The organism is Planctomicrobium stercoris (genome assembly GCF_051465655.1).
Lineage (GTDB): Bacteria > Planctomycetota > Planctomycetia > Planctomycetales > Planctomycetaceae > Planctomicrobium.
Window position 1 is genome coordinate 4,154,180 of record NZ_CP195791.1, and the last position, 26,811, is coordinate 4,180,990.

A 26,811-nucleotide genomic window follows, 5' to 3' on the forward strand; every position below is an offset into this window, starting at 1 on the left:
TTCACGAGCGCCAGGCGTTGAGGATGTTACGTCGTTCGAAAATCTGATTGACGCTCCGCGAAATTGCGTCGCACAGCCCATCCAGATCGAGATCGTCTTCATCATACCCGAACGGTTCTTCAACGTGCTCGGCAACGGTCTCCAGTCCCAGCATGAAGTAAGCTGTGATGATCGTCAACGGAATGGTCCACCAGCGGAAGTCGTTGGCGATTCCCCAGGGGAATGTTGCCAGAAACAGAAAGACGCACTGACGGGCAAACACCCGGTAAGACCGCACGATGCGTGTATTTCGAATTCGTTCGCAGCCGCCGCAGACGCTCAACAGGAGCACGGCATCTTCGTCGATGAGACGCAGATCGAAATCGTTAATCTGACCGTTCGCCCGCCAGCGATTCAGCAGGACATACAGGCGCTGCACCAGCTCCGACGGCAGATGATCGAGCGTTGACGAATCCGGCACCAGATTTTCACCCAGTGATGCGTTGTATTCCCGACGCAGATGATCACGGAGGATCGGAGGAAAACCGATTAACAGCCGCCGGGCTTCCGACAGTTCACCGGGGGCGATGTTCCCGAGAGAGTTCAGCTTGATGGCAATGTTTCTCGACACATTGACCAGCTGTCCCCAGAGAGTCCGGGCCTCCCACCAGCGGGAATAAGCGGCATTGGTGCGGAACACAAGAAGCCATCCCAGAACCAGCGTCAGTGCGGCGTGAACCTCCGCGGGGAGATCACCGTAGCTGGCAAAGTGCGTCACCTCTTTCGTCGCTGGAATGGCAGCGTAAACGCCCATCAACAATGCATAGATGGCCACGTGCAGCAGCGTGCGACTATGGACGATCGGCTTGACAATTCCCTTGTCAGTCATGGCGCTGCGGGTGGTCACGAGATAATTCCCGACAATCAAAAATGTCTTTCAGCAAACCGCTGATCGGCGGTAGATTATCGCAAACCGAACTCAACATCTATTGGATGCGACAGGGTTCGCCGCCTGCGGGGCCAAAAATCAGGCAGAAACGTCTTTGCCGACAGTTGACTTCGCCGTACCCCATGAGAAGGATGCTGCCGCGGCGGGCAGAGAAATTCGACGATCAAGCTCAATGAGGATCTGAATCGACTTGGACACATCGCATTCGCTTTATTCGACGCAGCTTTCTGACGAGACCCGCGCGCGATGGAAGGCCTCCGGCTACGATCCTGAGAAACTTCCATCAGAGCCCCTCCTGCGCCAGCTGCTGGATGCTGTCTATCAGGCCAGCCTGCTGCGGGAAGAGGGTGAACCGGTCCGCTGCCGGGTCATTCTCGGAAGCCCGGCGGAATTCCGGTCACTCCCCAGCCTGGGGACCAATCAGCTGATGACGCTGATGTTCAAGACCCCCACCCCGCTCAGCGCCCATCAGATTCGAAAACTGGCCGCAGCGGCCGGCTTCTACCGCTCCTTGCTGGCGGTGGACATCGACCCGGAAGATGGAGAACTCAAACTCTGGGGAATCATCAACACGGGAACACGCTGGGTGAACCGCGTGTCCGGAAGCCGCCCCGATGAACTCCCTCTCCCCCCCAATCTGGTGATTCAAATCCTCGGCCCCGGACATCTGGTCGTTGCCAGTGGAGACATCCGGATTTTTGAAACCTCCGGCGGGGTCCTCCTCCGGGACGGCTTCGATCCTTTTCTGTCGGCGTGGCTGCCGGAGCGGTTTCAGTCGGTCAAGGAAGCGCTGGTCAAGATCCTCGAATCCAGTCCGCATCAATCAACCGCCAAAATCTGCCACACATTCATGCAGAGTACGGCACAAAGCGTCATTCGACGAGCCATCAGCCTGATCCGGACCCGTGGACACGGAGGGATGCTCACGTACATCTGCGATCAGGAGGACGCTGAAGCTCTTGCCTCCCGCTGGTTCCGGTTTCGCGTTTTCTTTCAGCAGGATGAAGGGACGCGGCGGTTTCGTCAGCTCATCGTCCGACTCATCGAGCGACTGACAACAATTGGTCAGGCACGCGGACTGGCTGTCGTCACCTGGAGCGACTATCAAAGAATCATGGATGCGGAAGTCCAGGATATCGACGATGCCATGGTGGAGTTCGCCCATGTTCTCGCAGACTTCATGAGCGTGGACGGTGCGCTGGTCCTCGACCGGTCCTTCCGGGTGATCGGATTCGGGGCCGAAATCCTGGGAGACTCCCACGTTTCAATCATTCACCGGGCGCTGGACCTGGAAGCGAATCACACGATCGCCGAACCCGCCGACGCTTCGGGCACACGCCATCGCGCAGCCTATCGACTCGTCAGCGGGATGCCGGACGTGATCGCGCTGGTGGTCTCGCAGGATGGAGCGGTTCGCTTTGTGGCGAATCATCACCAGAAAGTGACCTACTGGCCGTATTTGCCCTGATACGGCAGTTCCCAGTTTCCGGAGCACGCTGCGTCAGCAAGTGCATTTCGTCGTATTGAGCGAGCATGCACTCGCTCACGCGTCGTGCTCTGATTCGTCTGCGCTGGATTCCCAACTCAAAAAAAATCCCCCGGATCGTGTTGCTCCGGGGGATTTCACTGCGGCTGGAGTTCCGGCCTATCTTACACGCCGGGGATGTCCAGCTTCTCTTCTTCAGCGATCTTGCGGATCTTCTGCATCGCCCGGGATTCGATCTGGCGAATCCGCTCTTTGGTCACGTTGAACCGGGACCCGACCTGCTCCAGCGTTTCGGGTTCGCTTCCCCGTTCCAGTCCGTAACGGTGCATAATGATCGCCCGTTCCCGCTCATCGAGATTGTCGAGGATCGACAGAATCATCTGATGCTGCCGGGTATTGACAGCTTCTTCAGCGAACTGGCTTCCTCGTCCATCTTCGGAGAACTGGAACACTTCATCGATCCCTGTCCGGTAGCGATCCAGAAGCTTGTGCTCGGCCGGAATCGACCGGGCATAGTTCTTCATGATCGCCCAGCTGGCGTAGGTGGAAAACTTGTTTCCCTTCGTGTAGTCGAACTTCTCGATGGCACGAATCAGAGACATGTTTCCGTCGCTGACCATTTCGAAAAAGTTGGTCGTCGGCTTCATATGTCGCTTGGCGATCGAAACGACCAGCCGCAGGTTGCTGCGGATGAGGAAGTTCTTCACTTCCCCGGCCTTTTCGATCAGCTGTTCGATTTCGTCCATTTCCTTGGTGCGAGGCCGCCGCGGGCCGATCCGTTTCTGCAGCTGAGCCGCTTTGAACTTGAGATAGTTCATCTTGCGGAAGTAATAACCTTCCTCTTCGCGGGTCAGCAGCGGAACGGAATACAGGCTTGCCAGGTACGGAGGCAGCCCGGGAGGCGCCTTGACAGCTCCCCCCTTCTTCTCGACATGCGGAGCCGGTCCCAGGATGACCTGCTCTGCATTTGGCTTGTGGAATTCCGGACTATCCATGTAGTCCACTGGGGCATCCAGCAGCATTTCTGCCCGGACTTCCGAGACGATGCGATACACGCTCGTGCGGGTACGGCAGTATTCCTGCGCGAGGGCATCGGCCGACATACCGCCGGCAAACTTCTGATAAATCTCATGCTTACGATCGTCAGTCAGCGGAGTGGTCGCTGTCGGGAACACCGCGTTTTCCGGGTGATCCTGATCGTATTGCCGCAACGTGTAACGAATTGTTTCCGGGGATCGATTGAACCACCGGGAGAGCCGTTTTCCCACTTCCGCAGGGCAGGCGCCATGTCGTGCCAGTCGTTGAGCTTTCATGACAATCTCCAGCTTTTCCGCTTCGGTCAGTTGCGTGAACCGGGAACCACGGTCGATCTCCGTTCCGTGCTCGTTGACGAAACGGTCCACGGAGGATCGGAGGAATCCCACCCGGGAACGGTTCCCGAATTTGAACCTGCGGCTGACGAGACCCCGCTTCCGCCAGCGGTCGACAGTCTTGGTCGACACGTTGAACTGCTCGCTGAGCTCATCGACCGTCAGCACCGGCTCGCCCGCTTTTTCCACGGGCATTTCCAGGCTGGCGGAGAGTTCCTCGACGAACAGCGGCAGGTCATGCTGCAGATCGCTCGCTTCGATAATGAGATCCGGATATTTGTCCGGACGGTAACCGGTAATCGCTTCGCAAAGCTCCGGATACCGGAAGGTGGATTCCGGGGTGAGTCCGTTGAGGAGGACTTCCGCCCGATCCATCTGCTCAAGCCGTTTATCGAGTGGCGCGTACCGCTTCTGCTGCTCTGTGAGTTGCTTGAGAACCGGATGGCGATATTTACTAATCATTGCAAGTCCCTCCCACGTGTTCGCACCCACGGGAGTTCCCGAAAATGCGTGATTGACGTGAATTCAGGGCAAACAAGTCTCTTTCAGGGCTCGCTTTCCTGCTCGCCGGGTCAATTCGAAAGGATTTGACTGCCGACAGAGTGAATAACGCGAATAAGATGCCCTTCGATCAACGGAAGTTCGCCTGCGAATGAAGTTTTTCAAAAAAACATTCAATTCGTGTATGAAGAGAAAGTTGCAGATGACGTGCCGAGTCCGGGCACATTTCGCCAAAGAATATGCAACACACTACTGCGCAGCGGTTTACGGCCAGTTTTCACTTCCCGGACACTTGGGGGGCTGGCTAAATCGGAGTCGGGCGGACACAATTGTGTTCAGTTCGAATGCGCGAACCGCGGCTATTGTGCTGCAGTTGCCGCCGGAACTGCTTTCTCAGCCACCGGCGCGGGCACTCCTCGCACTTTCAGAACCCCAGCAATCACCACGATGATCGTGGAGAGCAGAATGCTGATCCCCAGCCAGAACTTGGAGTTACGACGCATCTGGGCGAAGGCGGGAATCCGTCCTGGCAGGACTGAAGCGATAAAGAAAACCACCATCGCCAGCAGGATTTTGATCCCCATCAGCATGTGATAACGACCGTCCCCCTTGTGGGCGGGGGCCATCACCACCAGATAGTTGTAAAATCCGGAGAAGAAGATCACCGTGATACCAAGGTGGACAAACATTTTCCACCGACGCGTCACAGCACTCTTCAGCTTCTCGTGTTCATTCTCCGGCAGTTCGCTGGCAGCCGGCATCAGCACGTACCGGGTGAAGATCGCCCCCCCGAACAGTGCGATTGCTCCGAGAATGTGCAGACATCGGGACAATGTGATGACGGGGTCGGACATGATGTTTCCTTCGAGTGACGTGGCTCTTTCCTCGGCCAGTTTTATAGGTTTCCGGTCTCCGGGATGGTAGCGTCCGGCAAATTTCTCTCACATTTCAACACTCCCTCCGGGAGTGTCAGGTGGTATGCTGTGGAGAAGGGAGATTCTCCCTTCCGACACCTTGAACACCTAAATTCGGGACAGCCATGATCCAGCTCAAGAAAATCCTTGTCCCCACGGACTTCAGCGATTTCAGTCATTGTGCCTTACGGTATGGCTGCGAGCTGGCCCAGCGGTTTTCTGCCCAGCTTCACCTGCTCAATGTGGTGGAAGACCTGTATCCGCTGATTCCTGATCCGGGCATGACGTTTCCCCCTCCGGAGACGTACGTTGTGGAAATGCAGACAGCCGCCCGCAAGGCGATTCTCGGTCTGCCTCCCGCGGAAATGTGCGGCGAGCTGTCGATTATCCGCGAAGTCGTGGCCGGCGTCCCGTTTCTCGAGATTGTCCGCTATGCGCGCGAACAGTCGATCGACATGATCGTGATCGGCACGCACGGGCGATCCGGACTGGCGCACGTGCTGATGGGGAGCGTCGCAGAGAAGATTGTCCGCAAGTCACCCTGCCCGGTCCTGACGGTCCGCCCCGAAGGACACGGATTCGTGATGCCCTGAACCGCACGAGTGAGACAGTCGAGATCAGGAAATCTCGCCTTCGAACTGCTCGATGATCCGGTTCTTGTCGTTCAGAATGGCGACTTTCGGGCGATGGGCCGTCGCTTCTTCCGGGGTCGCGAAGGCGAAGGACATGATAATCACGCGATCGCCGGTGTGGGCCAGACGGGCCAGAGCGCCGTTCATCTGAATCGCCCCCGAGCCCCGTTCCCCTTCAATGACGTATGTCTCGCCGCGGGCTCCATTGGAACTGTTGGCGACCAGCACCTGCTCATAAGGGATCAGGCCGACAGCGTCCATCAGATCGCGATCGACAGTGATGCTGCCGTGATAATTCAGAGCGGTCTGGGTCACAGCTGCCAGATGAAGTTTCGATTTGAGCAGTCGCAGGAGCATTCGGGCGAGCGTTTCGGCAAGTTTTCAAGGATTGGAACAGGGAGAGACCTGCTCAATTAGAGCAATTTCTGAAATAGTTTTCAGCATTCCGCAAGAGATAAAGTGGTCTGCTGTGGAAAAACGCCTGAATCGCCTGGAGTCGGTCGAGCAAACTGCACTGATTCCAGATTCACCTCATCTGGTCGCGCCTCGCGGGAAGTTCTTAGGAAGATCGCGTGATTCCAGCGATGTGAGCCGCACGCAATGAGTCTCGCGCAGAGACGCGGAAACGCAGAGGAGGAAGAGAACCCCCCCACGAGCGTTCAGTCGCATCACCTCCATCGTTCTCCGGGTCTCTGCGTCTCTGCGCGACAATATCTTCGCATGTTCGATCAGGAGTTCGCAGCCGCAACACCGCCTTTCACATCGAACAGAATCGGGCCCGCGAAAGCCCCGGATTTCATCATCTCGGGATGGCGTCTGGCCTTTCGGATCGGCATAATCTACGGCGACAACGGGATCTGTTCATTTTCTTTCATTCTTTTTCTTCTCCGGTGTTCCGATTCCGCTGTTGCGTGATTTGGTTGGCCCTCCAGTGCACTTCGCCGCAATTTCTTTTTCACTGATCTTTCAGGCGGCGACTCGACAAGGAGTCTTCGATGTCCGTCGAAAAAACCGAAGTCCCGAATTCAGAAACTCAGAAAAAGAACACGGTTCTGGGTGACTTCGAGCTCAAGAAGAAGCTCGGCCAGGGAGGGATGGGTGCGGTGTACCTCGCCCACCAGATCAGCCTCGACCGGGACTGTGCTTTAAAGGTGATGGCCAAGGAACTGGCAGCCAAGCCTGGCTTCGTCGAACGGTTTGTCCGCGAAGCCCGCTCGATGGCGAAGATCGATCACCCCAACGTCGTCCGCTGCTATGCGGTCGATCAGGATAAGGGGCTGAACTTCGTCGCGATGGAGTTGATTGACGGCCGGAGCATGCAGGACTGGCTGAATCAGCAAAAGCAGCTTTCGGTCGCCGATGCCCTCCTGGTCACGATCATGATCGGAGAGGCGCTGCACTACGCCCACGAACTGAACATGATTCACCGTGACGTGAAGCCGGACAACATTCTCGTCACGAAAAAAGGGATGGTGAAACTCTCCGACCTCGGGCTCGCCAAAGCGGTGGATGAAACGGAACTCTCGCTCACGCAGAGCGGCGCCGGACTGGGAACTCCGCATTACATGGCCCCGGAACAGGCTCGAAATGCCAAGCATGTCGACCGACGGTGTGACGTCTACGCCCTCGGCTGCACCCTGTATCATTTCCTGACGGGCAAAACTCCGTTCGCCGGCGGATCACTCGTCGAGCTGATCACCAACAAGGAAAAAGGCCAGTTCACTGCCGCTCATCGGGTTGTCCCCGGAATTCCGGAACGCCTCTCCCTGATGATCGACAAGGCCATGGCACACGACCTGAAGAGTCGCTACCAGACCTGCGAGGAGTTCATCAACGACCTGGAATCTCTAGGCCTGGCTGGCGAATCACTCTCATTCATCGCTGAGGACCAGCGAACCGCGATCCGCAGGCGGTCTTCTCCTTCCATGGTCACCGGCACCGGCATGGGCAATCGGACCATGCCGATCCCGGCCCGCGGCGCTCAAACGCCTGCGGCGGCCCCTGCTCCAAAAGCGACCAAAACTCCCGGCACCTCACTTCCCGGCGCGGACGTCCAGTGGTTTGTGCGGTACGAGGAGAATGGAAAGGTGAAAGTCGCACAGATGGCCGTCCCAGCCATCATGCAGTCGATGAAGTCCGATCGCTTCAATGAAAAAGCTCAGGCGAGCCAGCACGCCAAAGGACCGTTTATCCCACTCGCACAGATTCCTGTTTTCGAGTCCGAAGCCCGGAAGATGCTGGCCCGTCGTCACAGCAACGCCCGGGATACCAATCTCGCTGCCCAGTACGAGAAGCTGGCAAAGCAGTACGACCGCCGTTGGATCTGGCATTCATTGCGACGCATGATGGACGGCACACTGGGAATTGTCGGGCTCATGATCTGGCTGGCAGTGATCGTTGCCGTCGGAGCAGGTCTCTATTTCGCGGTCCCGTACGTTTACGGTCTGTTGGCGGATAAAGTCGGCCTCGACGCTGCCCGGCCGAGATAGGTTTCAAGACATTCAGCGACTCCTTCGAGTGAAGTAATCTCCGCAAGTGAGCCCCCTCCCGTTCGGCGGAATCTGCCGATGTGCACCAACTTAAAGCGCCGCCGAAGGACAGAAGTTCAAGAACCCGCTGCAATTCTTGCACGAAACCGGGAATCTCTTGAACTTCGCTGAAGAAACGCGGGACTCCGGGCGGGAAGCTGAAAAAACGCTTGAAGTCCTCGACATCACGAACATTCCAGCGATCGCTCAATTCACGGGTTCGGCGGGTCTGGTAAGCGGGGCAAGATTTATTGCCCTCTCAGAGTTTCACTGACCGTTATGTCAATCGCATTTCCCGGGATAGGCACGTGAACTGCAATTCCTTTTCTGCAGCTCAGTCCCCGGGCGCGTAAATTAGATGTGTCCGGGATCCATCTTCCCTGCCATACCCGATGTGATTGACCTGCCATGCTTCGCTCTCAACTCTCCCGCATCGTTTCGTCCTGGGCTCTCCTTTCATCCTTGATGATGGGAATTGCGGACGCTCAGACAACAGAGCCGGCCGGGGCGACTGTCGCCCAGACCGAGGAGACCCTGCAGAATTCCCGTTCCACAGCGGTTGCCCTGAACTATTGCCGGGCCTCCTTCCATCGCATCCGCAAGACTCAGACGGAGGATGTTCTGCTGGAAGAGCAGGAGAAGATCCTGAACAACCTGAACCTCGGTCAGGTCGATGATCCCGAAGTGATCGCTCTTTATACCGCCGTGCTCGACGAAATCGCCCAGATCGGTCTGGCGGAGAAAGAACGCGGAATGCTCGATGTCAGCCACAAATCGACCGTCCGGCGGCAGATCACCTGGGATGCGGTCGCATTCGGAACCGACCTGATGACTGCCCAGTTCGGCAGCGCGGTCAGGACCGGGGCGAACAGCTGGTGGGACTATCGAAACAACGTCTTTCGCCGCGATTCTGAACTTCACAAGATCGAAAAGACCCGCGTGACGACCGTGGTCCAGCGTTCCAGCCAGTTCCTCGACACGTTCTGGAAACTGGCCCGCAAGAAAAACATTCCCGACCGCTGGCTGGTTCGCGGAGACGATCTGGATCAACTTGAAATCGCCATGCAGGAGAAGGACCCGGAAGTCCGCCTGCGGGTGCTGCGCCGCATGGAACCGTTCATGGAGGCGTATCCCCCCTACTGGTATTACGTCGGGCGGACCCAGCAGGAACTGGGGAATCTGACTGAAGCGATTGCCATGTACTCGCGGCTGGAAAGCCTGGGGGTCGGCTACTTCCGCAAAGACGAACTACTCGCCACAGCCATGGCCAATCAGGCCGCCATCCAGGATTACATGGGGGATGAACGCGCGATTGCATCCGCGAAAAAGTCTTTGGAGTACTCGACTGACGTGTGGGAAGCCAATCTGATGGCAGCCCGCGTGCTGCAACGGCGCGGACAGATTGCAGATGCCGAAGATGCGATTCTGCGGAATCTGGACGTCGATCTGGAGCAGGCTCAAAGCCACGTGTTCCTGGCGTCGCTGTACTATTTCTCACGCGATGAGAAGAAGCTGCTGGCAATGATGAACGACCCCAAAGCCGTGGCTCACCTGCCTGCTCCGGTATTACTGCGATGTGCGGCACTGGTGGGCGTGGAGCAGGCCCCGCCACTCGTGGTCAATAACATTCTCGCTTCGATTGAAGCGTATCCGAAATCGGGACTGGGGGCTGATCAGATGCTGGTGCGGGTCGGGAATGCCTGGCAGTTGCATCTGGCCCGCGTGGAAGCCTGGCAGGATGGCAAACGCCTGCCGGATCCGCAGGTTGCCAATGGAAAGGGCTATCACGACCTGAAGTTCGCGACCTCTTCCGAACGGTCTTTTTCGCTGTCACAGAATTCCCGGAAGAAAGACCTGCAACTGGTGCTGACCTATCCCGACGAGACCATCGTCCGGCTGTCGCTGGGGGATCAACTGGATGCGAAAGCGGGACTCCCGTCCGTGGCTCTGGGATCATCCGCCGGAACACCGGCATCGATGCGGATCTCCAGCATCCGGGTCGGAGAAGATACATTTGCACTGCGAGTTCGCGAAGCCAGCCACAGCAGCGGAGCGGTTCGAGTCCGGGCTGCCAAGCCAACCCCTGATGCCGCAGCGATCCCTAACATGCCCGGCAAAAGTGCCTCAGCTGCCCTTCCCCTCGAAGACCTGTCGCGTCGACCGCCCGAAGACTACTGATGATCACGCGGTGACGACGAAGGCTGCGTAGTAGAACCACAGACCGGTGACGGACGTCGCAACAATATCGACCACGGACAGCCATCCGAGGAGCTTGTGAGTCCCGCTGTGCTGGCCGGGCCTGGGAGGATTCGGAAATCTTCGCCACGCCAGAATCAATGTGATCGCCCAGAGAAACGGGGTGCTGATCGCGAAAATCAGGTGAATTTTCAGAACCTGCTCGACATGGCGATACGCGTCGCCAGCCAGCCGCGGGGCATCGGGATTCTTATTGACGATGCTCCGCCAGCCTCCGTGCACGACTTGCGTGTCCACTTCAAACGCAGCGACGGCGAGTAGCAACGTCAGTCCGAGAAACAACTGCATTCTCTTGTGGAGACTGAAGTTGCGCTGAACTTTGATCACGTACAAGCTGTACAGCTGTAGAGGGACGATGGCCACCAGCGCGGTGACCACGAAATCGAGCATGAACGAGGCGTCGTAGCCGAGAAATCCTTTTGCGAACATCAGCGGATTATAGGAATCTGGCCGAAACCCGCATCCTCGGTCTGGTTGCAATTTCGGATTGTGAGAATTGCGACGGAAATGCCGCCCCGAACGCTCCCCGATCCCCGTTCTGTCCACACGAGCGTTCAGCCGTCGCGCATCTCGTCCCGATACATCCAGCATGGACGATCTCGACCGACAATTGCTCGAAAACAACCCGAGCTGGCAGCGGGTTCTCCAGGCGTACCTGGAGTTGACGGCCGAGCCGCAGCAGCGAACAGAGCCTGCAGCGGCCGGGCCTCGCTGGTCGGATCGGATCGTCTCCATGAACGACATTGAACCCGATGAACTTTCTTCCATCCACGGTCAGCTGATCGCGCTGGGCTGGCTCAAGTTTCAGTTTGAAATTGGCCAGACCGGCTTGATGTACCGTGTCTCTTCAGAAGGCCGCACAGTTTTCAACCGTGTCCTCGGACGGGCGGCCGAACCCATACAGGAAGACGATCGCGCAGCGGACGAAGCTGCTGCGTAGTTTCCACGCGAAAGCCCTCTCTCCTTCGTTCCTGCACTTCCCCTGACTGCTGACCTGTGCAGGCTCGACGTTCGCGTGCTTCTCGGTCCTGCCTGTGCCGGCGGACTGAAAGTGGAAATTCGCCACTATGCGCCCGGCATTTCCTCGCCAGAATCGAAATAGTTCTTCGATTGCTGGCAAGTGCGCCCCCACCTTGCTGCGATCGACTTCAGGAGTTGCGTGATCGGAGTCAGGAAATGGATTTTGGACTGCAGGGGAAAGTCATTCTCATCACCGGCGGGAGTGCCGGGATCGGACGGGCAGCTGCCATCGCGTTTGCGGAAGCGGGTTCGAATGTGGCGATCTGCGCCCGCGATCAGCAGGCGATGGACGATGTGGTGAGCGACATCGGCAACCGTACGGAATCGATGTCAATCGAGGCAGACGTCAGTTCGGCCGAGGAGATGAAGAAAGTGGTCGCCCGCATCATTGATCGTTGGGGTCGTCTGGACTTCGTGTTTGCGAATGCGGGAATCAATGGTGTTTGGGCTCCGGTGGACGAAATCACGCCGGCGGAATGGGACAAAACCATCAGCACGAATCTCACAGGCACCTTCCTGACGCTGCATTATTCGATCCCTCATTTGAAACGTCACGGCGGGGCGGTCGTCATCACGTCTTCGGTAAACGGAACCCGCATGTTCAGCAACTCCGGAGCGACGGCCTATGCATGTACAAAAGCGGCTCAGGTCGCGATGGCCAAGATGCTTGCCTGCGAACTGGCGGAACACCGGATCCGGGTGAATGTCATCTGCCCGGGAGCCATCGAGACCGAAATCGAAGGGAGCACAGAGAAACGTGATCTCGAACATTTTGAAGAGCGTGTGGAGTTCAAGGAAGGGGCCATCCCGCTGACACATGGCAAACCCGGAACCGCGATGGAAGTCGCGGAACTGGTGCGGTTTCTCTGCTCCAATCAGGCTCAACATATCACCGGAACCGAAATCTGGATCGATGGTGCTCAGTCGCTGATTCAAGGTTGAACTGAGAAGAGCATTTGAGTTCACCAGATTCGAATCTCAACCGCCACAACACATTCAACCATTCACGTCCAGAATTAAAACAACGAACACAAAAGACCACGCCCCAGTTTCCTGACCTCTGACCTCTGACCCCTGACCTCTGACCTCTGACTCACATGTACGTTCGACGCGACATCCCCTGGACCTGGACTCTCTATTATTCCTGGCCGAGCTTAACTTATTTCCTGCTGGTCTCCGTGCTGGTTTATCTCTTCAGAGAAACCGTACTGCACTACTCGTTAAACATTCCCCGCGAACCGGTAACGATTCTTGCAACGGCACTCGCCATCTTCCTGGGATTCAAGAACAACGAAGCCTATGGGCGCTGGTGGGAAGCCCGTAAGATCTGGGGGCTGGCGGTCAATTACAGCCGCGCCTGGTCGCGTCAGGTGCTGACACTGATGCAGTCTTCTCCACAGGAAGAACAGGAGCTGAAAGACTTTCAACGGCGGATGATTTACAGGAATCTGGCGTTTGTCCACTCGCTGAGAATCTACTTACGGACCACCGAGTCTTACCCTCAGGAACTGACCGACGGGGAGCCCTCTGCAAAGAACGATTATTCCGAATGCAGGACGCTGCTCAGCGACGAAGAGTTCCAATCGCTCACCGCTGCCGACAACCCGCCTGAACGATTATTACAACGTCAGGGACAAGACCTGCGATTGGCCCGGAATCAGGAATGGATTAGCGAATATGCATTTATTCATCTGGACCAGACGCTCGTTGAATTTAATCATATTCAAGGGAAAGCAGAACGTATTAAGAAGACGCCACTGCCGCGTCCGTATAGCTATTTCCAGAGACTGATCGTTCACGTCCTTGGAACGTTGCTTCCGTTCGCCCTGATTGAGCAGACCGGCTGGCTCACAATTCCACTCTCTGTCATGGTCAGCTTCGTGTTCCTTTCGCTGGACCTGATTGGATCCAGAACCGAGGACCCGTTTGAAAACCGCGTGGACGATACTCCGATGTCGAGCCTGTGTCGCACGATTGAACGAAACGCACGCGAAACTCTGGGAGAGAGCGAGATTCCCCCTCCGATCAAACCGCAGCGGGGAATTCTGTATTGAAGCGCCCCGCCCGCAACGATCGGGAGACTTTGCAACCTCAGCGGATGATCGACCCACCCGGCTCTTCGGCAACCTGCGTTCCGGACTGGCCGGCGTCGACCTTTCGCTTCGCCTCCAGAGCAATCACATTCAGCCAGGTTTCCTGTGGCTTCTGCTGCACACACCAGGACAACTCATCGACCGACTCCGCAAAATAGCCGTTTCGGTACAGCCAGAGTCCAAAGAGCTGATGGGCCGCGAACGACTGCGGATTTGCGGCGACCGCCTTCTTGGCAGAATCGTAGGCCCCCTTCTTGTCACCTAACTCGGCAAAGCATTCGTGAGCCAGCAGCCATTCGGCTTCCGCCCGGGCTCCCCGCAGACTCGACGCCACCTTGATGCTGGATCGCGCGAGAGTCTCGAGAACGAGCTGGTGTCCGACGCGGTCGTCGGAGATCTCATAGGCTTTGCGAAGCTGTTTCAACGACTCGTGATCCGGCTCGAAATAGTCGAGGAAGAAACGGGCAGGGACGTACGCAGCCAGTGCGGAAATCAGATGTCCCCGATATCCGGCATCCTGACGGAATGCGTACTGCCAGTGGTCGGCAGCGCCCTTTTGATCTCCATCGAGCCACAACAGCCGCCCCAGAGCGAACTGGGCTCGCGCATCGCAGGGACGCGCCGTCACTGCCTGTTGCACAAGGTCACGTTCTGCATGACCATTCACCCCTTCCAGCCAGACCAGTTCCGCCAGTTCCAGATAGGGACGCGGCTGCAACGGGCAGGACTTCAACGAAGCCCGGAAATGTTCAATGGCATCTTCCAGCAGGCGTCGCTCCGTTCCGAGCACTCCCGGTCGGTCCAGCCACTTGTCCATCTCTTCGGTCGATGTGAACAGTGAGCGGGCGGCATCACGAATCTGGGACAGCGGCATATGATGCTGCTGCTTGGACTGATTGATGGCGAATTGATTCAGGCAGGCCAGACCTGCATGCAGCTGCAACCGCTGAGCACGCGGGTTGGCCCGGGCAGCTGCCAGTGCCAGTTCAATCCGCTTGGTCTGCTGTTCTGAAGGAATGGAACTCAGCTGCGGGTCGGGCTGTGCCGGCTGCGAGAGTGTCAATCGCAGATACTCGTCCCAGATCGGTTCAGCCGCCAGTTCCGGAAGCTTCTCCTGCACCATCCAGTAGCCCAGACCAGTAATGGCCGGGACGGCACAAACCCAGGACAGTCGCGACAACTGAAATGACGAAGTCCGACATTTCACATAGTTTGAGCTGGGTTCGAAGAACCGCATCAGACTCACCCGCCATGCGCAGATGGCATAGAGCAGCACGATGTTCATGCATGCCGGGACGTACCAGACAAAGTCGGTCACCGATTGCAGCAGGCTGATCAGCAGACCTGCCGTCACGACTCCCATCACTCCTTTGGATCGAATCGTACCTGCATTCCAGAGTCCCTGTGCACACCACAGCAATGACGTCAGCCACAGGAGAATGACCAGACCTAGACCGGTTAAGCCGGTCTCCATGGTAATCTGCAGGTACCCGTTTTCCGCGTGACTGTATTCGACTCCATCCTGAGGCGAATTGAACCACAGCCAGTACACTTCGTGATGGCTTCCCAGTCCGGTCCCTGCCAGAGGAAACTCGCGGATGCCGTCAATGTTTGCTTTCCAGATCAGTTTACGGCCGCGATTTGCAGTGAGGGCTTTCCACTCTGCACCTTGACCGCGAATTTCTGGAGTCTGACTCACCCCGGCACTGAACAGAGGAATGGCCACGAGCCAGCACAACAGAACACCCACACCAACCATGGCCCGACGCGCGGTCAGCAGTGACTTGAACCAGAAGATCGTGAGCGCCAACAGCACGCCGACTGTCGCTGAGAGAATCCCCGCCTTCGAGCCAGATGCCAGAATTCCGGCAGAGGTGATGCAGATCACCGAAAACCAGCTGACGATATGATAGTCCACTCTCGAAAAGAGATTCGCCCAGGTTTTCCGCTCGATGGTCGTTTCTGCCAGACGATTCGCGTCGTTCAGTCGCAGGACAATCATCAGGAGCTGGGCCGGAAGGGCCATCGCCAGGAAGTTCGCAAAATGATTGGCATTCGTGAAGGCTCCCTTGGCAGCCAGCTTCGTGTCTGTCATGGGATGGGCGTAGACCCAGAAGAACTTTCCGTTTCCCCAGATGTACTGAATCAGACCAAATGCCGCCATCGCTCCGCCGCCGATCGCAACGATGCGGATGAAACAGCACAGATCTTCAGCAGTCGTCAGTCGCTGCACTGCGACGAAGAAAAAGAGCAGGCAAGCAACGATGACGACGAAGTTGCTCCAGGTATCGCTCGGAGTGAAGCTGATCCGCTGCCAGACGCCGTGCAGCAGGTGCTCATTCCCTTCCCATTCAGGAAGCAGCTTCCGCACCTCGGGAGAAACGGCATCAATCAGGGCAGGAGAAAGCTGACAACACTGTAAAACGATCAGCCCCAAACCGAGGAGCATGATCGGCTCAACGCCGGTAAATCGCCAGCGGGTGTCCCCCCGGCTCCATTGATAAATCGACCAGGCCACCCCCGTGAAGGCGGAAAGACAGCACAGGAGTAGCTGCCCGATGGCCTGCCGGCCCCCCATCAGAAACGGGGCGATCACCAGGGTTCCCACCAGTCCGACGTCCACCATTTTCAGGAGAAATGGCTGCGACATCCACCCACGCCAGCCAGTGACGGCCTCGGGAGGAGACGAATCCGTCGAATTCCGGAACGCGCCAGACATGGGAATCTGACTGGTACGGGCTGAGGAAATGGGAAGACTCCTGGACCAGTTGGTCTCTCAAATGCAGGCGGTTCGTGGTTGATCTTTCACAAAGCCGCCCTGAACTGGCCCGCGATATTCCAACAACGCTGGCAGTTCAGTTCATCTCGATGGGGGATTCGGAACTCGGATCGGGGCATCCGCTGACTCTTCACCGAATGCCCGAAATGATTGGGTGCGAATCTTTACCCGGTTTGGCCGAATTCGGAAAGACGAATTTATCGGCGTCGCATGTTCAGGACGTCTCGGGAATTCGGTCTATCGATGTACCGACCTGGGTGATAGAGTCCGTGCCGGTTCTGTTCGCGAGAAATGATTTCGATGACCGACGCCCGCATGCCCGGAGTCCGCAACGATGCTGACCCGTAGCGGCGGTCTCTTTTTGATGAGCAATCGCGTCCGCCTGCGCCCCTCCTTGAAGTCCTGCAGAGGTAACCCTCTTCGACCAGGATTTCCCCCCCACACCTTCAGCTCGACCTTCGAACATGCCGCAATTCATGGATGATATTCCGACCTGGGCACTCGCCGGGCTGTTTTCAATCGCGTTTATCGGCTTTACCTGGCTGGGGATCCTGCTGACTCGTTCGCGTGTCAGGCGATGGATTCAAGGTCAGGAGGACTGGAATCAGGTGATCAGCTACGTGGTCTCCTGCCATGGAGTTCTCTACGGAGTGATGCTCGCGCTGATCGCCGTGGCAGCCTACGAAAACTGTGCGGATGCCCGTAACGCCTCGGAGCACGAGGCTGCTGCACTCAACGCGATCAATCGGTCGTTCGCTAGCTACCCCGATGCAGTCCGTACCGAACTGCAACGGGAGCTAAGAGAATATTGCCGATTCGTGATTGAAGATGAATGGCCGGCCCAACGCGTGGGAATGGCTCACAAGGGAGGAGCCAAGCGGGTTTCAGCGATTCAGACGAGCCTGCTGAACTTCCAGCCGAATGGCCCCCGGGAAGAGATTCTGCACGCAGCGACGATTGACCTGTTCAATCAGTTCGTCGAACTCCGATTCGAACGATTGCAGTTTGCAACGATCGGCCTGCCGACGGAATTCTGGGTCGTCGTCGTCGTTGGTGCCATACTGGGAGTGGTTCTGACGTGGCTGTTCGCCATCGACCGCCTCAGCCTGCACTTGACGGTATCTGCGGTCCTCTCGCTGCTGACCGGTCTGGTCGTCTTTCTGATCGCAGCGATGGACAACCCCTACCGGGGGATGGCTGGCCTGTCGTCGGAGTCGTTCGAGGTCGTCTTCCATCGCCTTTCGGAGTCGAACAGCTCCCCCGACTCTCAAGATGGGGAGTGACGGGGAAGCGACATCTGTTGCTTTGCTGTCCGTTGAAACTCACAACACGTCTCTCGCTCGGCGACGGCCGCTCAGCCAGAGGCTCCCCTTACTTCGCAGCGGCACTGGCTTTCGAGATCCCCTGCCAGAGCGCATCGGCGATCGCCTGCATCCCTTTGTCACCCGGATGACCTCCGACCCCTGGATGACTGACCTCACGCTCGGAATTCGCTTGATTCTGAGGATCGGCCCCCAGGTTCTGCAGCTGAACGAACAGTACCCCGGCCTCCTCGCTCGCCTTCCGCATGATGTCGTCACGGACAGGGTCCGCCCAGAACATGCTGCGGACGACGATCGTCGGATTGCCGTGCTGCTTCAACGTTGCCAGCAGGCGACTGAACCCGGCAGCGTACTCGGATTTCAATTCATCCGTGCTGAGAACGGGAACATTCTCCCCGATGGCGACAATCACCAGGTCAGGTTGAAACGCCAGCTCCTCCTTCAGCTCCTTTTCAATGTCGTACGTCTGAAACCCGCGTTCGAAGTCAGCAATGTTCTTCGCCAGAGACTCTGGTTTTCCGTGCGCTGCATCACCGATCTTCGCGGTGAGCAGATGGACGTAGTCTTTCTCGGGAGCACTGGCCGCCATTCCCCAGTCGCCAGCATGTCCGTCCTTCACCGCAGGGGGATGCCGGGTAATGCTGTTGCCAAGATACAGAATCCGGCCTACTGGCAACTCGCCCAGCTTCAACGCAGACGGAGATTTTTCAGCCCGCTCAGGCTCATTCGCCTGAACTGCGGGAACTGTTGACATCGCGACACACAGGCTGAACAAACAAGCGAGACCACGAGCACTTCGAGCGGAAATCATCATCGGGGCGTATCGTTCTTTACAAATAAAGGTGGCAATAGACAGGCGGCCGTCTGCGATTTATTTCGTCAGCGGGAAATTATGAACATTCCGACCGCGTTCCAGTTTGACCTGCAGCGAACTGTTTTTGTTGTACTTCTCTGGAATGAACTGAACTTCTTCATCGACCTGCAAGTCCTTCGGCATCGACGGAGGTAGAACCAACTTCTTTCCCGTTTTGCGCTTCGCTGTAATCTCGACCCGGTTGACTCCCAGCGCAGCTCCGGGATCCCCGACAATGGAATACTTCCCATTGACGATTTCTGCACCAGCAACCTGCCCATTCTCCGGATAGAAGATGATGAGCCCTTTTTCGACCGGCTCTCCTTCGAACCGGACTTCGCCGCTCACTCCGGCAGCTTCCCGACTGGAACAGCCGGAGCAGGCGAAGGCGACAAGAACGATAAGCAACGCATGCCGCGCCGTTACTGAATTCATAATGTTTCTCCAACCGACTTGAGGACACCCCATGTCGATCTCCTTCACCCCTGACTCAGGAGAGTGTGGCAGCGATTGAAGGGGATTTCTCTCTCTCAAACTGTGTTTATCGCCGCCGGAATGCCCAACGCTTTCGTGCGATCCGCTCTGAATCGCGACACGACGAGTGACTCCAACGACAAGAAATGTTCATACCACGATGGAACATGAGGCACAGATGCCTTCCGAACAATCGCTCACCCGGAACCGTTTGCCGGATGAGCGTGCTCGCAGGCCTGGCATTCAGAGCAGGAACAAGAACTTGTTGGTGTGCGTCCAACCTTTGCACACCACTTCTGTTCCTGGTCTCTCAGTATTCCCCAACAACATTGCCATCGGAGATCCAGGCCACGTTTTCCCAGGTGCCCAGATTGATGCTGTTGCTGATGAAGCGGACGGATCCATCCGCAAGGACAGCATGCACGCCGCCCGTGTGCCGACTGCGGGCAGTGGCATAACCATCACTCCAGTGACTTGCCGTCCCCTGGCAGGGGAGGTTCAGCGACGGCTGATTATTTGCAGTCGTACACCCCTCAGGGAAGCTGTAGACTGCGCCGTCCACAAACAAGTCCGGAACAGAGCTATTGGGTGTCGATGATGCATAGACAAAAGTCGTGACCGGATGCTGCGTGTGGTAATAACCGCGGAAGTCGGTCGGCAGACCGGTGAGCACTTCGGTCAGGATGGCGGTATTTGAAGTCCCGTCTGTGAAATCGCGCAGCCTGGCAGACCGATTGAACGAAAACGCGGCTCTTCGCCCCATGTACGCCGGGTTCTGCACCTGATCGACGGCCAGATGCTCAGACAGATTTCGTCCGGAGAACATTCCGAGATAGTTGGTCACTGGAAGAGGAAATGGGTTCCCTCCCGTTTTTGTCGACCCACCCATTCCATCAGATGGACAAAGCAGCGTCGGAATTGCGGACCGCACGCTCTGGGGCCAGGCGGCATCAGCGCCCGCTTGATGCGGTGCTGGTCGCGACCAGTTTTCCGCCAGAGCATTATAGCGGGCCGACTGATCCAGGTTTGGCAGCAGGAAGTCGTGCAGGTAGGGCCACTGGGGATCCTGCCAGAGCATGCTGGCCCCGTTGATCTGGCTGATCGTGCCGGGTGGGAAGATGTTATGAGAGTCGTGGTAATTGTGGACTGCCAGACCGATCTGCTTGAGATTGTTCTTGCACTGGGATCTTCTGGCTGCTTCCCGAGCCTGCTGAACCGCCGGCAGCAGAAGCGCGATCAGGACCGCAATGATCGCAATCACAACCAGCAACTCGATCAGCGTAAACCCTGACTGCTTCCTTCTTCCGGATGCGGAAGCACCCTTGAAATCCTCATTGAAATGGAGCATGGGACGGACCTCAGAACAATGTGAACGGAAATACACAAACTTGAACGGAAAAGATTTAACTCGACCTGCCTCTTAACGCGACTCGCCCTCGGACTCCCCCGTGAGAGACCCTGCCTCTGCTTCGCCCGGGAGTGGTGCAGTCTTCATGCGGTGCAGGTGACCTTCAATGTGGAGATGCATGACCTCCACGGCAGCGGGAATATCTCCAACTCTCAGCGAATCAATGATCGCCTGATGCTGTGCAACTCCGTTGGCCCATTCCGACCGAGCGACGGACTCCCGGAATCGCTGAAAGAAGACAGCGAGGATGTCCGCGAAAGGGACCAATGGCGAGAGACCGCTGGCGCGTGTCAGCTCCCGGTGGAATTCCAGGTCGATCGAAATGAATTCCTGAATCTCTTTCGCATCCGACAGCCGGCCGTTGATTTCATTGAGTCGGTCATAGATTCCGGGATCTTCCCGCATGGCTTTCACCACATAAGGGAATGTCCCGTTTTCCAGAAACAGTCGGGTGTTCACCAGCTGGAGCGGCGGAGCCGACTGAAGGGCCGGATGAAACCCCAGGCAATCCGCAATATTTTCGACGTTAATACTTCCGACCGTCAGCCCGCGGCCGGGCTTGGCTTCGATGATCCCGAAGTACTCCAGCGACTTCGTCGCCTCCCGCAGGCTGATTCGGTTCACGCCAAAGATGGAGGCCAGCTCTGCTTCATTCGGCAGGCGGTCGCCCGGCTTGAGATTCGCGTTCAGGATGTACTGCTTGAGTTGCTTGGCGACAACATCCCGCAGCTTGGTTCGGCCAATCGACTTGAGCATAGCGGAACCTGGCGAAAGTGTGAGGTGCGGCGAGACCTGTTCATCGATTCATTCAATAAACAGTTTATCAAACAAACTTTTGCCGTCAACGATTCAATAGAATTTCGCTTATCCAATCAGACCTCCCACGACCACGAGAGGAGCTCCGACCCAGACTTCGAAGAAGAGGACTGTCAAAGTCGCCACCTCCCACACCCGCTCGTGAGGGCGATTCACTGGCCTCCGCTATCGCCCTGGGCTCAAAACCCACCTATCAGAGACCCGCCCCAGCGGTCCGTGATGCCAGCTTCGCGGTTCCGACCTCGACGATTTACGTATGAACTGATGAATTCACAGTCATCGTTCGCGACTTGGAAGTTGGCGGCGACAGCAAACTTGAGCGAGTTTGAAATACCGAATCAAAAAGTTCCCGGAAATCCGGCAAAATTCGTTCAATCGGATTGACCCTGCTTCCGGGCCGGGTAATATCTCGATCCGTGGGAACAACGCCCACAACTGCTCTTTGAAAACATTTGCAAGTGGGAATTGAACCCAATACAATCATAGTCGCTCACAACCCATCTCGGCGATTCCAGTCCCATGCCCGATGCTCCTCAATCATTCCTGACTGGAGAATTTCGACGGGCGCTGGATGACCGATTTCGACTCACTCTCCCCACCGATTTTGCTACCGGGGTGACTGACGATGCTGGTGAGACCATCCTGGCGAAGGAACGCTACGGATGCCTCAGCCTGTGGAAAGCAGGTGACTGGCGTCAGCGGATGAACGACGGAGTGTCGCTGATTCGCGAAAAGATCCGTGCCGGACGTATGGAACAGAGATGGACCGACGTCCAACGGCTCGGCCGGCTTCTTTCAACCCGTTCAGTCGATGTCAGCCTCGCCAACCGTTCGCGATTATTGATTCCCGAGGGATTCCGGGAATTTCTGGGGGTCGATAAAGGGGGGGACGTCATCGTCGTCGGTGCAGTCATCTGCATCGAGATCTGGCAGCCTCAGGCCTGGATGGACCAGCTGAAGAACGACATGCCCGAGTTCGGAGAACTCTTTAAGCAGCTGTCGAATTGATAGTGGATAGTGGGCAGGAATTAGGAATTAGTTTGAACCCCTAACCCCTACCCCCTAACCATTCCCACTTGTCCGGATGCATTTGCATGCCCGGCGAACACAGGGAAAGTCTCACTCAACACTCCCCGAGCCCCACACTCGGATACCAGGGATGGATACAGGCAAGGACGCCACTTTCTCAACATTCGCCGGGCATGTTTTGTTGCGCAGGGAAGACGGATGAGAGGTCAGGGGACAGTGAAATCCTCCTCGCGATGATCAGAGCACGAAGCGTCAGCGAGTGCATTTCTCCCGCGAAACTGCAAACACTCTTCACACTCTTCACACTCTTCACACTCTTCACAGAATTCCGTGCAGCGGACCCCCGCTGGCAGCCAGCTGATCAACGCGCCGCGTCACTTCAGGATCTTCGATCAGCGGCGGGGCGTGATGCGGCTTGATTCTCGCGTCAATCACCAGCGTCTCGCGACACCCCCAGTGCTTCTGATCGATGAACGAATCCGTTCCATCAATGTCCGCAGCTGGACTGGATCGAGTGAACGTCACCCAGAGAAAGTTGTTCAGGTTGCGAGCTGCGAACTCCGCATCGTCGACCAGAACACACAGTGGAAATCCGGAAGTCGACTGCAGCTTGCTCAACCCCCGACAAAAATCAGTCAGGACCCCGTCATTTCGCTCTCTGCAGGGAGGGGCCTCAATCGCCAGAACGCCCGGCAGAACGACCTGAGGGTTCGTAACCCCTTCTGGCAACTTGAAGGACGATGGGATGTCAGTGGACAGGGTTCGCCGAACAGCCCCCGCACACGCCACAACGACCTTTGACCCCGCGTTAAATCCGTCGCCTGAATAATCCAGCGTGTCGATCGTGGTACGGGTCTGAAAGTGCAGATCTCTCGTCCAGTCGACCCGCTTCAGAACATGCACCAGAAACTTGCCAATGTCGTGAAGATCGAGGTCCGAGTCATCTTCCTGCGCAGCAATGAAGAGATACTTCGCGAGCGAGAGCTGCCCTTGTCCAAGGATCGCATTGGCCTGAGTGAGAATCTCCTGCGGCGTTCGTTCAGATGCGTACGGCACATAACGTTCGCTGCCAATGGCCAGCAACAGGGGATGCACACCGGCAGCATCCACAGCATGCACTTCCTTCACCCCCGGGAGAACGCTGGGAATGGCCGGCCCCGTGATTTCGTGAATGATCGCCCCAAACGAAGTGTCTTCCTGAGGGGGACGACCGACGACTGTGAATGGCCAGACCGCATCGCGCCGATGCCAGACCCGCTCCACATTCAAAACAGGGAAGTCGTGCTGCAGGCTGTAATATCCCAGATGATCGCCGAACGGGCCTTCGGGCAATTGAGAAGAGTCGATGGTACCTGAGATGCAGAAGTCCGCCTGCGCGATCAGGGGAAGTTGGCCGTCCTGCCGGACCAGCTGCACCCTTCGCCCTCCCAATGCTCCAGCGAATGTCAATTCCGAGAGTCCTTCCGGCAGCGGCATGACTGCGGACAGAATGAGGGCGGGCGGTCCTCCCACGAAGATGTTGACCTTCAGTGGTTCTCCCCGTCGCAGCGCGGCAGCGTGATGCACCCCGATACTGCGATGAATCTGATAGTGCAGTCCGACCTGACGGTTGGGGGCAAATTGATTTCCCGCCAGCTGAACACGGTACATCCCCAGATTGGATTTCTGCCAGCCGGGATGATCGGGATGCTCAGAGTAGACAGCTGGCAGCGTGATGAACGGGCCGCCGTCATCGGGCCATGACTTTAACTGGGGCAGCTGGTCAAGAGTCGTCTGGCATTCGGTGATCGGTCCGGTACGTACCGATTTTGGCTGCATCGCCCAGGCGGTGGGGAGCGCCCTGGCGTATCTGAACGGAGCTTTGGCACCCTGCGCCGGATCGATCTTCAGCTCAACCAGCCGCCGCACGAGATCAAGTGTGTCACGAAACAGAAAGCGGGTTCGATCGATCGTCCCGAACAGATTGCTGACCATTGAAAAACGACAGCCGACGACATTTTCGAAGAGTAATGCCGGCCCGCCCGCCTGATAGACCCGCCGCTGGATCTCGGCAGCTTCCAGATTCGCATCGATGGGATGGGCAATGCGGACGAGGTGTCCGTGAGCCTCCAGATCAGCAATTGCCGCGCGCAGGTTGAGGTAACCCATAGGAACAGGTCAGTGTCAGGGTGAGAGATGAATCACGCGGAGTTTAGCCGGGATGCTCCGCAGGGGCACTTCACCCTGACAAAAAAAGCCACCCGATGAAGATCACCGGATGGCTTCGAATCTGACTCCCGCCTGAATTGTTCGTTTCACTTGGAAAAGTCGAATTCAGGCTCTCTCTCACTTACGCTTGGTCGTCACTTTGGTTTTAAAGTCCAGCTGCACCTCGGAGGACTCTTTCGGAAGTTCCATCTCCAGCACAGAAGCTTCAAACAGCTGACTCACAGGCGTTCCAGACAACCGGGTCGGTGGATCCAGTCGAACAACATAAGCCCCTCCGACACTCCCGTGACCGGCCGCAACAGTGAACTTCCCATCTTTGACAGGGCAGCCGGTCGGCGGACCGTCATTTCCCTGTTTGATGTTCGGCTCGAATGTCAGCGTCCCGTGATCCACGGGCTTTCCGTCGATTGTGACGGTCCCATTCACGGCAAACCGAGTTGGACCACCCGCAGGACGGCTACACCCGAAGGTCGAGAACGCCAGGCCGGCAACCAGGAGCAGAATGTAGGCGTGTTTATGCACTATTGTGGTATCCCCCCCAGAGGCAGGCCATCCTGTCGGTTTCCGAGCCCCTGATGAGTCCCCAGATTCATGTTTTCCGACATAAAATGGACACTCCCGTCTGCCATGAGCATGTGACATCCCCCGACGTGACGGCTCCCAAAGGCGCGACTGACCAGGGAATCATCCACGCAGTTGGGCCCGGATGCCAGTTGCGGATAGGTCCGATCCGGGGAGTTAATCCCATTGATTGCGGCACCCACGGTTGTAAACACCCGCCACTCAGGTCCGGGATTAGCGCCCCCGGCCCAGTACATGCCGTTCAGGTGATAACCTTCCGCAGTCTGAGCACCACTGCAGCTGGAGTCGAACTGGTACTTGGTTTCACCCATCAGGTAGGTGTTGGAAGCTCCGTCAATAAAGTCTCGGAGTCGGGCCGAGGAATTGATATATGTCGCGCCGCTGTCCAGCAGCGTGAAGTTGCTTCCGCCATGTGTAGCGACACAGGCCCCCGAAGCCCCACCCCCGGCTGAGGCGACATAGTTTGCAATGCGCCCCTTCCCATAGGGATCGGAAGGGCACTGAAACGCAGTCGGTGCGGTCCCTTCCTGCAATGGGCGGTTGGTCGAACTGACAGACCGCTCATTCATGTTCACTCCGAAATGCTCACTGAAGGCAAAGCGATTGTACAGGTTCGCCTGATCGATATATGGCAGAATCGAGACGCTCCAGGGAGCCCGGTTCTGGCCATATGCCGTCGGGCAGCTTGCTGCACCTTCGACAATCGCACCGGGAGGAAACACGCCGAATGTGTCGTGATAATTGTGAAAAGCAAGTCCAAACTGCTTCAGGTTGTTCTTGCACTGGGAGCGACGGGCCGCTTCTCGGGCCTGTTGCACAGCCGGAAGGAGCAACGCGATCAGGACTGCAATAATCGCAATGACGACCAGCAGTTCGATGAGCGTAAATCCGCGAGTCCGGCGGCCAGTCCGCGCCAGGCTGGACAGATTCTCCTGCTGAGCAGGCAGATTCGACTGAGAGAGGGGAGGGCTGTGCATGGATCGAAAACCTTTCAAGAAACCTGACAAGTAATCTGGCGCAATTCGCCAGCAATGAGTACGAATGCGAAAACTCAATCCCCGCGCGGAACAACGATTGAAAACGTTCCGTTCGGGCTCAGCGAAAAGACAATGTGGCAATCAAAAGATCTGCAAGTCGCACTTCGAATGACCTCGACAAAGACACTCCCTCCTTCCCCTGGAAAACCCCGGAGCAAACAAGGAATCGAACGTGTTGACCTGAAATCGAGCGATGTGATCTAGAAAAGATGCGTGTACGACTCTTTTCCCAAAAAATTCGCAATTGTCAATCCGAATTTGAAAATTTCAAATTTCTGAATGGGAGCATTAAACCACGGTCGGGCAACAGTTTCTCGACAATTATGATAACGATTATTATCTCCCGTTTATTCAAAATCTCTTACGGAATTTCTGGATCGTCCGCAAAACGTTTCGAAGACACTTTGCCCTGGGAGCCTCGACACCTCGCATTCAATGCCGTTTTGACCGCCTGCCATGCTGGCAGGGAACCACGGTCAGCAGAGACACCACACAATCCACAACCATTTACAAAATAACCACTTACAAAATTCCCGATCGTACTGGCATAGGCATTGCATCCAGCGGAGACTCAA

Annotated in this window: 22 protein-coding genes; 9 read left to right on the forward strand and 13 right to left on the reverse strand. The window is 56.9% G+C overall.

The features are described from left to right. Position 1 precedes the first annotated feature (1 nt). Positions 2–886, reverse strand: a complete 885-nt coding sequence (locus SH661x_RS16680; RefSeq protein WP_437223738.1) for a bestrophin family ion channel — start codon at positions 884–886, stop codon at positions 2–4. Positions 887–1,118: 232 nt separating this feature from the next. On the opposite strand from SH661x_RS16680, the gene SH661x_RS16685 reads away from it, so the two are divergent. Then, complete coding sequence (locus SH661x_RS16685; protein WP_437223741.1) at positions 1,119–2,396, forward strand: putative sensor domain DACNV-containing protein; 1,278 nt, start codon at positions 1,119–1,121, stop codon at positions 2,394–2,396. 182 nt (positions 2,397–2,578) lie between these two features. Here the strand turns inward: SH661x_RS16685 and SH661x_RS16690 are convergent, their stop codons facing one another. Then, positions 2,579–4,246 carry a sigma-70 family RNA polymerase sigma factor gene (locus SH661x_RS16690; protein WP_437223743.1) on the reverse strand — a complete coding sequence of 556 codons (1,668 nt, stop codon included), beginning with the start codon at positions 4,244–4,246 and terminating at the stop codon, positions 2,579–2,581. Between the two features lie 398 nt (positions 4,247–4,644). Further along, positions 4,645–5,139, reverse strand: a complete 495-nt coding sequence (locus SH661x_RS16695; protein ID WP_437223746.1) for a hypothetical protein — start codon at positions 5,137–5,139, stop codon at positions 4,645–4,647. Between the two features lie 185 nt (positions 5,140–5,324). Between SH661x_RS16695 and SH661x_RS16700 the strand changes: the two genes are divergently transcribed. Beyond that, positions 5,325–5,792, forward strand: coding sequence for a universal stress protein (locus SH661x_RS16700; protein WP_437223748.1), 468 nt, complete (start codon positions 5,325–5,327; stop codon positions 5,790–5,792). Positions 5,793–5,816: 24 nt separating this feature from the next. On the opposite strand, the gene panD is transcribed toward SH661x_RS16700, so the two are convergent. Next, on the reverse strand, positions 5,817–6,188 hold the full coding sequence (gene panD / locus SH661x_RS16705) for an aspartate 1-decarboxylase (protein WP_437223751.1): 372 nt from the start codon (positions 6,186–6,188) through the stop codon (positions 5,817–5,819). A gap of 638 nt (positions 6,189–6,826) precedes the next feature. Between panD and SH661x_RS16710 the strand changes: the two genes are divergently transcribed. Together SH661x_RS16710 and SH661x_RS16715 are read left to right on the forward strand one after the other, a co-directional pair. Next, positions 6,827–8,320 (forward strand): serine/threonine-protein kinase, encoded by a 1,494-nt coding sequence (locus tag SH661x_RS16710; protein ID WP_437223753.1) that lies wholly within the window; start codon positions 6,827–6,829, stop codon positions 8,318–8,320. 447 nt (positions 8,321–8,767) lie between these two features. Further along, the gene (locus SH661x_RS16715; protein WP_437223755.1) at positions 8,768–10,537 is read left to right on the forward strand and encodes a tetratricopeptide repeat protein; all 1,770 of its coding nucleotides are present in this window, start codon (positions 8,768–8,770) and stop codon (positions 10,535–10,537) included. A gap of 3 nt (positions 10,538–10,540) precedes the next feature. Here the strand turns inward: SH661x_RS16715 and SH661x_RS16720 are convergent, their stop codons facing one another. Continuing rightward, positions 10,541–11,044 (reverse strand): DUF420 domain-containing protein, encoded by a 504-nt coding sequence (locus SH661x_RS16720; protein ID WP_437223758.1) that lies wholly within the window; start codon positions 11,042–11,044, stop codon positions 10,541–10,543. A 160-nt stretch (positions 11,045–11,204) separates the two neighbouring features. On the opposite strand from SH661x_RS16720, the gene SH661x_RS16725 reads away from it, so the two are divergent. From SH661x_RS16725 to SH661x_RS16735, 3 genes are all read left to right on the forward strand, one after another. Next, entirely contained in the window at positions 11,205–11,555 is a 351-nt protein-coding gene (locus SH661x_RS16725; RefSeq protein WP_437223761.1) for a hypothetical protein, read from the forward strand. 236 nt (positions 11,556–11,791) lie between these two features. Beyond that, positions 11,792–12,577, forward strand: a complete 786-nt coding sequence (locus SH661x_RS16730; protein WP_437223763.1) for an SDR family oxidoreductase — start codon at positions 11,792–11,794, stop codon at positions 12,575–12,577. Between the two features lie 155 nt (positions 12,578–12,732). Further along, positions 12,733–13,689 carry a bestrophin family protein gene (locus tag SH661x_RS16735; protein ID WP_437223766.1) on the forward strand — a complete coding sequence of 319 codons (957 nt, stop codon included), beginning with the start codon at positions 12,733–12,735 and terminating at the stop codon, positions 13,687–13,689. Between the two features lie 37 nt (positions 13,690–13,726). Here the strand turns inward: SH661x_RS16735 and SH661x_RS16740 are convergent, their stop codons facing one another. Then, positions 13,727–16,378 carry an O-antigen ligase family protein gene (locus SH661x_RS16740; protein ID WP_437223768.1) on the reverse strand — a complete coding sequence of 884 codons (2,652 nt, stop codon included), beginning with the start codon at positions 16,376–16,378 and terminating at the stop codon, positions 13,727–13,729. Positions 16,379–16,983: 605 nt separating this feature from the next. On the opposite strand from SH661x_RS16740, the gene SH661x_RS16745 reads away from it, so the two are divergent. Further along, complete coding sequence (locus SH661x_RS16745; RefSeq protein WP_437223770.1) at positions 16,984–17,790, forward strand: hypothetical protein; 807 nt, start codon at positions 16,984–16,986, stop codon at positions 17,788–17,790. Positions 17,791–17,878: 88 nt separating this feature from the next. Here SH661x_RS16745 and SH661x_RS16750 read toward each other — a convergent pair whose 3' ends face one another. The 4 genes from SH661x_RS16750 to SH661x_RS16765 all read right to left on the reverse strand — a co-directional run bounded on the left by SH661x_RS16750 (position 17,879) and on the right by SH661x_RS16765 (position 21,320). Then, a complete protein-coding gene (locus SH661x_RS16750) occupies positions 17,879–18,583 on the reverse strand; it encodes an SGNH/GDSL hydrolase family protein (protein WP_437223772.1) in 705 nt (234 codons plus the stop codon). 117 nt (positions 18,584–18,700) lie between these two features. Then, positions 18,701–19,117 (reverse strand): hypothetical protein, encoded by a 417-nt coding sequence (locus SH661x_RS16755; protein WP_437223773.1) that lies wholly within the window; start codon positions 19,115–19,117, stop codon positions 18,701–18,703. A gap of 349 nt (positions 19,118–19,466) precedes the next feature. After that, entirely contained in the window at positions 19,467–20,504 is a 1,038-nt protein-coding gene (locus SH661x_RS16760) for a DUF1559 family PulG-like putative transporter (RefSeq protein WP_437223776.1), read from the reverse strand. 72 nt (positions 20,505–20,576) lie between these two features. Continuing rightward, the gene (locus SH661x_RS16765) at positions 20,577–21,320 is read right to left on the reverse strand and encodes a FadR/GntR family transcriptional regulator (RefSeq protein ID WP_437223778.1); all 744 of its coding nucleotides are present in this window, start codon (positions 21,318–21,320) and stop codon (positions 20,577–20,579) included. Between the two features lie 579 nt (positions 21,321–21,899). Here SH661x_RS16765 and SH661x_RS16770 point away from each other — a divergent pair. Next, the gene (locus tag SH661x_RS16770) at positions 21,900–22,388 is read left to right on the forward strand and encodes a division/cell wall cluster transcriptional repressor MraZ (RefSeq protein WP_437223781.1); all 489 of its coding nucleotides are present in this window, start codon (positions 21,900–21,902) and stop codon (positions 22,386–22,388) included. Positions 22,389–22,727: 339 nt separating this feature from the next. On the opposite strand, the gene SH661x_RS16775 is transcribed toward SH661x_RS16770, so the two are convergent. The 3 genes from SH661x_RS16775 to SH661x_RS16785 form a co-directional block, all read right to left on the reverse strand. Further along, on the reverse strand, positions 22,728–24,557 hold the full coding sequence (locus tag SH661x_RS16775; protein ID WP_437223784.1) for a UbiD family decarboxylase: 1,830 nt from the start codon (positions 24,555–24,557) through the stop codon (positions 22,728–22,730). 177 nt (positions 24,558–24,734) lie between these two features. Further along, on the reverse strand, positions 24,735–25,139 hold the full coding sequence (locus SH661x_RS16780) for a hypothetical protein (protein WP_437223786.1): 405 nt from the start codon (positions 25,137–25,139) through the stop codon (positions 24,735–24,737). Then, on the reverse strand, positions 25,139–26,176 hold the full coding sequence (locus SH661x_RS16785; protein WP_437223789.1) for a DUF1559 family PulG-like putative transporter: 1,038 nt from the start codon (positions 26,174–26,176) through the stop codon (positions 25,139–25,141). Before SH661x_RS16785 ends, SH661x_RS16780 begins: the two co-directional genes overlap by 1 nt. Between the last annotated feature and the right edge of the window lie 635 nt (positions 26,177–26,811).